General features: G+C 70.2%; 11 protein-coding genes, 1 other RNA gene and 1 pseudogene. 8 read left to right on the top strand and 5 right to left on the bottom strand.

What is annotated here, in order from left to right:
* Window positions 1-61 precede the first annotated feature (61 nt).
* Window positions 62-427: a type II toxin-antitoxin system VapB family antitoxin gene (locus ACM9NP_RS08345; protein ID WP_415646047.1), complete on the top strand. Its 366-nt coding sequence runs from the start codon at window positions 62-64 to the stop codon at window positions 425-427.
* On the opposite strand, the gene ACM9NP_RS08350 is transcribed toward ACM9NP_RS08345, so the two are convergent.
* Both ACM9NP_RS08350 and ACM9NP_RS08355 read right to left on the bottom strand, forming a co-directional pair.
* Window positions 363-1,001 (bottom strand): hypothetical protein, encoded by a 639-nt coding sequence (locus ACM9NP_RS08350; RefSeq protein WP_415646048.1) that lies wholly within the window; start codon window positions 999-1,001, stop codon window positions 363-365. The two genes, ACM9NP_RS08345 and ACM9NP_RS08350, sit on opposite strands and share 65 nt — an antisense overlap.
* A gap of 106 nt (window positions 1,002-1,107) precedes the next feature.
* Window positions 1,108-1,734, bottom strand: a complete 627-nt coding sequence (locus ACM9NP_RS08355; protein ID WP_415646049.1) for a hypothetical protein — start codon at window positions 1,732-1,734, stop codon at window positions 1,108-1,110.
* 140 nt (window positions 1,735-1,874) lie between these two features.
* Between ACM9NP_RS08355 and ACM9NP_RS08360 the strand changes: the two genes are divergently transcribed.
* Window positions 1,875-3,302: an aldehyde dehydrogenase family protein gene (locus ACM9NP_RS08360; protein ID WP_415646050.1), complete on the top strand. Its 1,428-nt coding sequence runs from the start codon at window positions 1,875-1,877 to the stop codon at window positions 3,300-3,302.
* Between the two features lie 67 nt (window positions 3,303-3,369).
* Here ACM9NP_RS08360 and ACM9NP_RS08365 read toward each other — a convergent pair whose 3' ends face one another.
* Together ACM9NP_RS08365 and ACM9NP_RS08370 are read right to left on the bottom strand one after the other, a co-directional pair.
* On the bottom strand, window positions 3,370-3,678 hold the full coding sequence (locus ACM9NP_RS08365) for a DUF202 domain-containing protein (protein WP_415646051.1): 309 nt from the start codon (window positions 3,676-3,678) through the stop codon (window positions 3,370-3,372).
* Complete coding sequence (locus ACM9NP_RS08370; RefSeq protein ID WP_415646059.1) at window positions 3,675-4,040, bottom strand: YidH family protein; 366 nt, start codon at window positions 4,038-4,040, stop codon at window positions 3,675-3,677. The genes ACM9NP_RS08365 and ACM9NP_RS08370 overlap by 4 nt, the downstream gene beginning before the upstream one ends.
* A 198-nt stretch (window positions 4,041-4,238) precedes the next feature.
* Between ACM9NP_RS08370 and ACM9NP_RS08375 the strand changes: the two genes are divergently transcribed.
* Complete coding sequence (locus ACM9NP_RS08375) at window positions 4,239-4,805, top strand: hypothetical protein (RefSeq protein WP_415646052.1); 567 nt, start codon at window positions 4,239-4,241, stop codon at window positions 4,803-4,805.
* A 197-nt stretch (window positions 4,806-5,002) separates the two neighbouring features.
* Window positions 5,003-5,719: a permease prefix domain 1-containing protein gene (locus tag ACM9NP_RS08380; protein ID WP_415646053.1), complete on the top strand. Its 717-nt coding sequence runs from the start codon at window positions 5,003-5,005 to the stop codon at window positions 5,717-5,719.
* A 4-nt stretch (window positions 5,720-5,723) separates the two neighbouring features.
* On the opposite strand, the gene ACM9NP_RS08385 is transcribed toward ACM9NP_RS08380, so the two are convergent.
* Window positions 5,724-6,044: a PadR family transcriptional regulator gene (locus tag ACM9NP_RS08385; RefSeq protein WP_415646054.1), complete on the bottom strand. Its 321-nt coding sequence runs from the start codon at window positions 6,042-6,044 to the stop codon at window positions 5,724-5,726.
* A 293-nt stretch (window positions 6,045-6,337) separates the two neighbouring features.
* Between ACM9NP_RS08385 and ffs the strand changes: the two genes are divergently transcribed.
* From ffs to ACM9NP_RS08405, 4 genes and pseudogenes are all read left to right on the top strand, one after another.
* Window positions 6,338-6,433: signal recognition particle sRNA small type (gene ffs / locus ACM9NP_RS08390), an RNA gene on the top strand.
* Between the two features lie 77 nt (window positions 6,434-6,510).
* Window positions 6,511-6,704, top strand: a 194-nt coding sequence (locus ACM9NP_RS08395; RefSeq protein WP_415646055.1) for a phosphoribosylamine--glycine ligase N-terminal domain-containing protein, incomplete at its 3' end; no start/stop codon positions are given.
* A gap of 6 nt (window positions 6,705-6,710) precedes the next feature.
* A pseudogene (gene purD, locus ACM9NP_RS08400) lies at window positions 6,711-7,731 on the top strand (phosphoribosylamine--glycine ligase); the annotation flags it as partial.
* A gap of 63 nt (window positions 7,732-7,794) precedes the next feature.
* The coding region (locus ACM9NP_RS08405; RefSeq protein ID WP_415646056.1) for a DNA polymerase III subunit gamma and tau at window positions 7,795-9,604 on the top strand (1,810 nt) is incomplete at its 3' end.

Genomic DNA, 9,604 nt, shown 5'->3' on the forward strand with positions numbered 1-9,604 from the left:
ACGCGATCGCCGCCACGTCGGTCGATCGCACCGTGGCGTAATCGAACAATCAGGGGGACGAGTGATCTTCAAAGAGGTGCGGGACGGACGCCCCTACCCTGAGCATCAGTTGACGCTCAAGGAATGGGCGGCCGTCCCGCCACGGTCCGTGCGGCTCGACCAACTCGTCACGACCAAGCGCGTCCTGGAGTTGGACCGCCTTCTCGCCGAGGACTCGACGTTCTTCGGTGACCTGTTCCCGCACGTCGTCTCGTGGCGCGGCAAGTTGTACCTCGAAGATGGTCTGCACAGGGCCCTGCGGGCCGCGTTGCAGCAACGCACCTCGATCAACGTGCGCGTCTACACACTGCCCGACGACGGCCCTACTGCTGAGGCTGCTGCCAGGTCTGCTGCGGCTGGGCCTGCGTCGCGACCGGGGCCGGCTTAGGCGCGTCGGTCGGCTTCGGCAGCAGGCCCGCCGCCGTCAACAGACCGATGCCCGCCACGTAGAGAACCGCCGCGATGATGTACGTCGCCGCCGCGTTGCTGTCCGCGATCAGACCCGCGAAGATGTTGCCCACGACGAGCACGCCCACACCGAGCAGGATCGCGCGCAACGCCAGGGTCGCCTTGTCCGTGAACAGGACCAGCGCCGTCAACACGAGCACCGCGATCGTCGCGCTGAGCGGGCTGACGTCGAAGCTGAAGTCCGAGCCGTCCTTGCCGGCGCGACCGAGCAGCTGACTGATGAACAGCACCAGCAGCGCGCTCGCCGCCAGCGAGAAGGTCACGACGCTCACGCCGAGGTTGTCGAACAGGGTCGGCCCCGCCGGCGCCGCCGGGTACGCCTGCTGCCCGTACTGCTGCGGGTGCTGACCGGTGTAGGCGGCGTGCTGCTGCGTCGCGTGCGCGTGAGCGGCCTGCTGCTGGGCGTGCGCGTGCTGCGCGGCGGCGGCTTGAGCGGCCGCGTGTTGCGCGGCGGGGTCGGGTTGCTGTGCGGGGGGTGGTGTTTGATCCGTCATGTCCCCATGATGGCGGTTGCGCGCACATCGAGAGCGGGCAGGTGTGACGGGGCCCGCCCTCGCCGAGGGATTCGCCGACGGTGAGCCACTCGTCGAATGCCGAGCGTCAGGACTCGATCGAATCGTCGGCGGACACCGTCAGACCGTGCTCGTCCTCCGCGACCGGCCGCGGACGACGCGGCGTCCGCACCGTCAGCGCGCCGAGCAGCAACAACGCATAACCCACGACCGCCGTCTGGATCTGGGACCCGTGGTCGATCACGGGGTCCTCCACTCGCTCACCGTCGACATCGGCCATGCTCTCGATGAACAGCGCCAGACTCTCCTTCAAGGTCGTGATGGGCGCGAGGACTTCGACGACCCCGAGCACGACGAGCGCCACGGCCGCGAACTGCGCGCCGACCCGCAGGCGACCATGGGCCACGACGGCGGTCGCCACCGCCACGACCAGCGCGATCAGAACGGGGCCGACCGCGAACTGGTTGTGATCCTCGTCCAAGCCGAGGGCGTCGAGCAACATCGGCCCGTACAGCAGCTGTCCCTCGCCCTCGAACCTGACGGCCAGGGGTGGCAGCAGCATCGCGACCGAGCAGGTCAACACCCCGGCCAAACCGAGTATCGGGCTGAGGAAGCCACTCGGCGGGCGCGCCAGCGTATAGCTCCGCGCGTCGGGCGCCGCAGTGATGGGGCCGGTGCTCGGGGCGTCGAATTGTCCATTGGGAACTGTGCTCACCGGATGATTATCGGGCGCGTCGAGCGCTCCGGTCGTCGCCCGTTCGTGTCGGTGCGGTGGATGATCGGGCGGAAACCTGCCGGAGCGAGGTCGCCGCACACCGGCCCAACCACCGATACGGCTCTCGTAAGCTGACGCCCATGACGGTGACGCCATTCTGGATCGCGGGACAACCGGAGACCGGCACGACGCCCATCGAGGTGCGCCACCCCTACGACGGGGAAGTCGTCGGTACCTACAGCCACGCCACCCCCGACCAGCGCGAACGCGCGATCGCGGCCGCCCGCGACGCCGCCGAACACTTCGCGGCGGCCCCCGCCCAGGTCCGCGCGGACGCCTGCCGGGCGGCCAGCGACGCCATCGCCGCCGACGCCGAGCGGATCGCGTCCGTCATCACCGCCGAGTCCGGCAAACCCGTCCAGTGGGCCCGCGCCGAAGTCGGCCGCGCCGTCGCGACCTTCGGCTTCGCCGCCGAGGAGGCCCGCCGTTTCGGCGGCGAACTGCAACGCCTCGACACCAACGCCGCCGCCACCGGGATGGCCGCCCTCGTGCGCCGCTTCCCGATCGGGCCCGTCCTCGGCATCACCCCGTTCAACTTCCCGCTCAACCTCGTCGCGCACAAGGTCGCGCCCGCGCTCGCGGTCGGCGCGCCGATCATCGTCAAGCCCGCTCCGGCGACGCCGCTGTCGGCGCTGTTGCTCGGCGAGATCCTGTCCGACGTCGGGCTTCCGGACGGGGCCGTGTCGGTGCTGCCGGTGCCGAACGACGAGATGAGCGCGGTGGTCGCCGATGAGCGCCTGCCGATCGTGTCGTTCACGGGCTCCGAGACCGTCGGGTGGTCCATAAAGGACTCAGTGCCGCGCAAGCAGGTGATCCTGGAACTCGGCGGCAACGCCGCCGCGCTGATCGCCCCCGATTACGACGATCTCGGCCATGCCGCCGATCGCATCGCGCTGTTCGGCAACTACCAGGGCGGTCAGAGCTGCATCGCGGTGCAGCGGGTGCTCGTCCCGGAGGAGGTCGCGGGGGAGTTCCTGCCGATGCTCGCCGAACGTGTGGCGGGGCTCGTCGTCGGGGACCCTCGTGACGATCGGTGTCAGGTCGGGCCCGTCATCAACGAGGACGCCGCCCGCAGGATCGAGTCGTGGCTCGCGGAGGCGACGGACCACGGTGCCGTCATCCACTGTGGTGGTACTCGGAGCGGTACGACGGTTGCGCCGACGGTCGTGTCCGGTGTCGATCCGTCGGTCAAGCTGGCGACCGAGGAGGTCTTCGGCCCGGTGTTGATCGTCGACACCTACCGCGACCTGGACGAGGGCTTCGCCGCGATCAACCGGTCCCGGTTCGGTCTTCAGGCGGGCGTGTTCACGCGGCGGTGGGACGTCGCGGCTCGCGCGCATCGCACGCTCGACGTCGGCGGCGTCGTCATCGGCGACGTCCCGAGTGTTCGCGCAGATCAGATGCCATACGGAGGCAACAAGGCGAGCGGCGTCGGTCGGGAAGGCGTCGCCTCGGCGATGCTCGACTACACCGCACCCCGAGTCCTGGTGCTCCCCGACACCTTCTGAAGGTTTCGCCGGCCCCGTACGGCATCGAGGGCCGCTCGGCGAGGACGCGGATCGGGGGCTCGTCCTGCTAGACCAGGGTCGCGGCCGACAGCGCCGCCAGAGTCATGACGGCGATCGTGGCCGCGAGCGGCCACGGCGACGACATCGCCTGAGGCCGAGCGGATGCGAGTGTCCTAATGCGATGTTGCGCGCCCGTCAGGAGCGCCACCCACACGAGACCCGACCCGCCGATCAGGACCGCCGCCGTCGCGTCGACGCCGTCGTCGACGACGAACCGGACCAGTAGGACGAGGAGGACCGTCGCGGCGAGGATCGTGCGCCGCCAGGCGAGGCGGGTGCGTTCGGGCTGCGCACCGGGGTCGCGTCGGCCCGTCATGGCGAGAACAGTCCGAACGCGACCGCGCCGATCAGGATGATCGCGCCGATGAAGACGAGGATCGCCAGGATCGTCGGGAATCGGGACGACGGCAGGTCCCGCCCGAGCCGCATCGCGCGTTCGCACGCGGCCCAGTGCACGATCGCGCGGAGCGCGCAGGCCGCGCCGAGCGCCATCAGCACGCCGGCGATGAGTTCCCGTAGGTGGTCGACGCGGAACGGCGGTAGGAACTGCGCGACGGCGAGCCCGCCGCCGGTGAGCGCGAGGCCCGTTCGCAACCAGGCGAGGAACGTCCGCTCGTTGGCGAGCGAGAAGCGGTAGTCCGGGGTCGTGCCGGTGTCCCGCAGCGTCGACGGACTCATGGTCGCCTTCAACAGACCGACGGGGCGTTCCTCATGATCACTCACCCGTCGAGTATCGCGCCACCTCTGTCGCGGCGGGCGCGGACGCGTTCGTCGGGGCCGTCGGAGGTGGCACGCTTTGGGGAGTTGCGCCTACATCGGGGGCCGTAATGTCGGTGTCAGACAACAACGAGGGCAACTCACAAAGGGAGAATGACAGTGAGCGATTTCGACGACCCGACCGACACCACGTACGACGACGACACGACGTACGACCTGAATGGTGATGGCATCGACGACGCGACGATGTCGGCCGGTGACGACACCCTCGTCGACACCGACCACGACGGAAACGCCGACGCGATCGTCACCGACACCGACGGCGACGGCGTGGCCGAGATCTACGCCGACTCCGACGGCGACGGCGTCCTTGACTCCGAACTCACCGACACCGACGGCGACGGATACATCGACCTCATCGAAAGCGACCTCGACGGCGACGGGGACGTCGACCAGGTCCTCGAAGACACCAACGCCGACGGAATCGTCGACGCGGTCGCCACCGACGTCGACGGAGACGGCGAATTCGACACCTTCGCCGCCGACACCAACGCCGACGGACTCGTCGACACCCTCGTCACCGACGCCGACGAAGACGGCAACCCCGACTCGATCCTCACCGACACCGACGGCGACGGCGTCTTCGAGACCATCGAGTACGGCGACGACGCCGTCGGCAACACCCCCGGCCTCGGCACCAACCTCTCCGGTGGCCCGGCGGCCTAAGCGCTCACGCTTCGAAGCGGTCATCCACATTCCGTGGATGGCCGTTCTTCGTGCGTGCGGCGTTCGTGGGCGGCCGGACTCTTACGTGTTTTATCCGGGAGTTCCCCGATGCTCCACGAGTCGTGGCGCTGATATCTATGAGGTGATCCCGTTCACCGCCGCGCCCGGCGTGGCCGTCCGCTCCAGGAGCGTCATTCGTGTCAACCGACGTCGATCCGATCACCGCGCACGTGGACCGGCTCGGCCGGTTGCTCGTCGGGCCGCGCCGCGCGAAGGCGGACATGCTGCGCGAGGTCCGGCACGGTCTGTGCGATACGGCCGACGCCCTCGGGGACGAGGGATTGTCACCGGTCGAGGCGAGGACGCGGGCCGTCGCCGAGTTCGGTGATGTTCGTGCGGTCGCCGCGGGTTACCAGGAGGAGTTGACCGCGCGTAGGGCTCGTTTCACGCTGGGGTTTCTGGCCGTGACGGGGCCGGTCGGCGAGATCGTGTACCGGATCATGTGGTCGAACACCACATTGGACCGCATGCCTCCCGAGGGGACGTTCCTCCTGGCGCGCGCCGTCGACATCGGGGGATGGTCGTTGAGCGTGGTCGCGGCGGCTCTGCTCGTCCTGTTCGGGATGGGGACCCGATGGGTGCCGTTGCGCGCGTGGGGTGTGCGGTTCGTCGCTTGGGGGATCCTCGTGAAGCTCGTCGTCTTCGCGGTCGCCGGGGCGGCGTTGTCGCTCCTGTTCGGCGGGGACGTGATCGCGGTGGCGACGCCGTCCGGGTTGGTGCAGGGCCTCATCGGGCCGGCCGCGTCGATGTACACGCTGTGGCTCGTCATCGGCTGTCTGCGCTCGGCCCGCCGCCTCGACGAGACGACCGACTGGGTGCGGGCGAGCCCCGTCCCGGCGTTCGGTGGCCGCTGAGCCGTCAGCGGGTTCCGAGGACCGCCGTGATCGTCGCCGCCGTCTGCCGCCACTGGTCGCGCCGCGCCGCGAGTTCGGCGACTCCGCTCTTCGTCAACGCGTAGGTGCGTCGTTCGCGCCCGCCCACGTTGCTCCACGAACTGCTCAGGAACCCGGCCCGTTCCAGACGGCGCAGGGCCGGATAGACGGTGCCGGTCGGCACGTCGAGTTCCCCGCCGCTGCGGTCCTTGAGCGCTTCGATGATCGCGTAACCGTGCAGGGGTTCGCTCTTGAGCACGGCGAGCAGCATCGCATCGAGGTGTCCGCGCAGCGTGTCAGCCTTCATAAGTAGGAAGTCTACATGTCCCGTCCACTGGCTCGAGGGTGGCGAAACGCGCCGCCCGACGGCGGAACTCCACGGCGATCGCGGTGGTGACGTGGGTCGGTCGCCACTGGCCGATACCACTCTCCAATCCCTTGTGGGCACTCTCGGGGGCCTCCGGCCTCCTCCCCAGGTCGGACGGTACTCCTGAGGTGCTGAAGCCACGCTAAAGAGGGCTGAAACCGACTTCAGCCTTCCCCGGTTCCGCCGCACCCGACGGGGCCGAACGAGGCCCGGCCGACCCTGAGGTAGGCTGGGCGGGCCTCTCACGCGGCGTCACCTCGTGAACCTCCCCAGGGCCGGAAGGCAGCAAGGATAAGCGAGCTCTGTCGGGTGCGTGAGAGGTTTTTTCATGCCCTCACAGCCCCCACCTCGCGGCCCGGCGCCTCGCACGGGCTGGGAAAACTCGACACCTCTAGACTCGATCAGCGTGCGAGTCCTTCTCATCGGGACGGGCGGCCGCGAACACGCGCTCGCGCGCTCCCTCGCCCAAGATCCGTCCGTCGACGAACTCATCTGCGCCCCCGGAAACCCGGGAATGTCCGCCGTCGCCCGCCTCGAACCCGTCGACGCGACCGACCCCGCCGCCGTCACCGCGCTCGCCGTCGCCGAGCGCGCCGACCTNGNCGNCGTCGGCCCCGAGGCGCCCCTAGTCGCCGGAGTGGCCGACGCCGTCCGCGCCGCGGGCATCCCCTGCTTCGGCCCCGGCCGCGACGCCGCCGCCATCGAAGGCTCGAAGGCGTTCGCCAAACGCGTCATGTCCGCCGCCGGAGTCCCGACCGCACGCGCCCACTACTGCGACAACGTCGCCGACGCGGCAGCCGCCCTCGACGAGTTCGGCGCTCCGTACGTCGTCAAAGCCGACGGCCTCGCCGCCGGCAAGGGCGTCGTCGTCACGACCGACCGATCCGCCGCGCTCACCCACGCCGCGGAATGCGGAACCGTCGTCATCGAGGAACACCTCGACGGCCCCGAGGTCTCGCTGTTCGTCGTCACCGACGGCCGCACCGCCGTCCCCATGCTCCCCGCGCAGGACTTCAAACGCCTCCGCGACAACGACGAAGGGCCCAACACCGGGGGCATGGGCGCCTACACGCCCCTGACGTGGGCGCCCGACGGGCTCGTCGCCGACGTCATGGCCACCGTCGCCGAACCGACGCTCGCCGAACTCGCCGAGCTCGGCTCCCCATTCGTCGGCGTCCTCTACTGTGGTCTGATCCTGACCGAGGACGGCGTCAAGGTCATCGAGTTCAACTGCCGCTTCGGCGACCCCGAGATCCAAGCCGTCCTGAGCCTGCTCAAGACCCCGCTCGGCGGCTTGCTGTACGCCGCCGCGACCGGTAGCCTCGCCGACCAGCCAGCCCTCGACTGGCACGACGGCGCCGCCGTCACCGTCGTCGTCGCGTCCGAGGGCTACCCCGACAAACCGCTCACTGGGCGACCCATCACCGGCGCCGACGTCGACGGCGTCCTCCACGCGGGGACCGCCCTCGACGCCGACGGCACCCTCGTCTCCGCGGGCGGACGCGTCCTCGCCTGCACCGCACACGGCACCGACCTCACCGACGCCCGCCGCCGCGCGTACGCGCTCGTCGACGGCGTCACCCTCGACGGCGCCCAGCACCGGACCGACATCGCCGCCGGGCGATGAACGCCACCACGAACTGTCACAACCCGTCCCTATGATCGATCCCGCAGCGAGGAGGTGAAGCTGATGTCGTTGGCGCTGTACCGCAAGTACCGCCCACAGACCTTCGCGGAGGTCATCGGCCAAGAACACGTGACAACCCCGTTGATCTCGGCCATCGACAACGGACGTCTCAATCACGCGTACCTGTTCTCCGGTCCGCGCGGGTGCGGAAAGACGTCCAGCGCCCGCATCCTGGCCCGATCGCTCAACTGCGTCAACGGGCCGACGTCCAAGCCCTGCGGCACCTGCTCCTCCTGCGTCGCGCTGTCGGCGGGCGGTGGCGGGTCGATCGACGTCATCGAGATCGACGCCGCCTCCCACGGCGGCGTCGACGACGCCCGCGAACTACGTGAACGCGCCGTGTTCGCGCCCGTCAACTCCCGGTTCAAGGTCTACGTGATCGACGAGGCGCACATGGTCTCCTCGGCCGGGTTCAACGCCCTGCTGAAACTCGTCGAGGAACCTCCCGAGTACGTCGTCTTCGTGTTCGCCACCACCGAACCCGACAAAGTCCTCCCGACCATCCGGTCCCGCACCCACCACTACCCGTTCCGCCTCGTTCCCCCCGCCGCAATGCGCGGACTCTGCGAGCGCCTGTGCGAGTCCGAGGGCGTCACGGTCGATCCGCTCGTGTACCCGCTCGTCATCCGCGCGGGCGGCGGGTCCGCCCGTGACACCCTGTCCGTCCTCGACCAGCTGATCGCCGGGGCCGGGCCCGAGGGCGTCACATACGAGCGCACCGTCGCGCTCCTCGGCGTGACGGACGCCGGGCTCCTCGACGACATGTGCGACGCGCTCGCCGCGATGGACGGCTCGGCCGCGATGGCGTGCGTCGACCGCGTGATCGCCGCCGGGCACGACCCACGTCGTTTCGCGGGTGACCTGTTGGAGCGCCTGCGCGACCTGATCGTTCTCAACCAGGTGCCGGACGCCGCCGGGCAGGGCCTCATCGACGTCCCTTCCGAACAGTTGGAACGCATGACGGGCCAGGCGATCCGCATGGGCACGGCCACCCTGTCCCGGATGGCCGAGATCACGCACGAGGCACTGTCGGCGATGCGCGGGACGACCGCGCCCCGTCTGTTGCTGGAGTTGGCGTGCGCCAAGGCGATCCTGCCCGCCGTGGACGGTTCTGCGGCGGGCCTGCTGCAACGCCTCGAACAGGTCGAGCAGCGGGCGGCCGGGGCGTGGGCCGGGCAAGCCGCGCCGGCGGTCGTCGCTCCGCCGGTCGCCGCAGTGGCGCCGCCGGTGGCCGCGCCCGTGACACCACCGGCGTCCACAACGGCCGCGCCCGCCGCTCCCGTGGCGGCCGAGCCCGCCGCGCCACCACCCGCTTCCGCTCCGCCGGTCGACACCGGATGGCCGACACCGACGGCCCCGTCGACGCCCGCCGCGTCCCCCGAGCGATCGGTGCCATCCGCCGCTCCCGTCGCCGCCGCTCCCGTCGTGTCGTCGGAGGCGACGTCGCCCGAGGTCAGCCAGATCCGCGCCAAATGGGAGCAGATCAAACAGGCGACGAAGAACCGTAAGCGCACCGTCGGCGCGTTCCTGATGGAGGCGCAGGTCGCCGAGGTCGACGGTTCCACTTTGGTGCTGTCGTTCAAGCACGCGTTCCACGCGGGTGCGTTGAAGAAGGACGCCGCGATGACGGTCTTCACTGAAGCGCTCACGGAGGTCCTCGGCGGGAAGTGGCAGGTCAGGTGCGAGGTCGGCCCCATCTCGGCGCCCGCGACCGCGAACGCGCCCGCCGCGCCGCCGCCGCCGGCCCCGCCCGCTCCAGCCGCTCCGCAGGAGGCCGCGCCGGTCCGCTCGGCCGCGGCCGCCCCGCCGAAAC

It is taken from the genome of Stackebrandtia soli, from assembly GCF_965137155.1.
Lineage (GTDB): Bacteria > Actinomycetota > Actinomycetes > Mycobacteriales > Micromonosporaceae > Stackebrandtia > Stackebrandtia soli.

What these genes read in the sequence shown, in the direction of transcription:
- ACM9NP_RS08350 (WP_415646048.1), bottom strand. Translation starts at nt 1,001, where the DNA reads ATGACGGATCAAACACCACCCCCCGCACAGCAACCCGACCCCGCCGCG.
- ACM9NP_RS08360 (WP_415646050.1), top strand. Translation starts at nt 1,875, where the DNA reads ATGACGGTGACGCCATTCTGGATCGCGGGACAACCGGAGACCGGCACG.
- ACM9NP_RS08365 (WP_415646051.1), bottom strand. Translation starts at nt 3,678, where the DNA reads ATGACGGGCCGACGCGACCCCGGTGCGCAGCCCGAACGCACCCGCCTC.
- ACM9NP_RS08370 (WP_415646059.1), bottom strand. Translation starts at nt 4,040, where the DNA reads ATGAGTCCGTCGACGCTGCGGGACACCGGCACGACCCCGGACTACCGC.
- ACM9NP_RS08385 (WP_415646054.1), bottom strand. Translation starts at nt 6,044, where the DNA reads ATGAAGGCTGACACGCTGCGCGGACACCTCGATGCGATGCTGCTCGCC.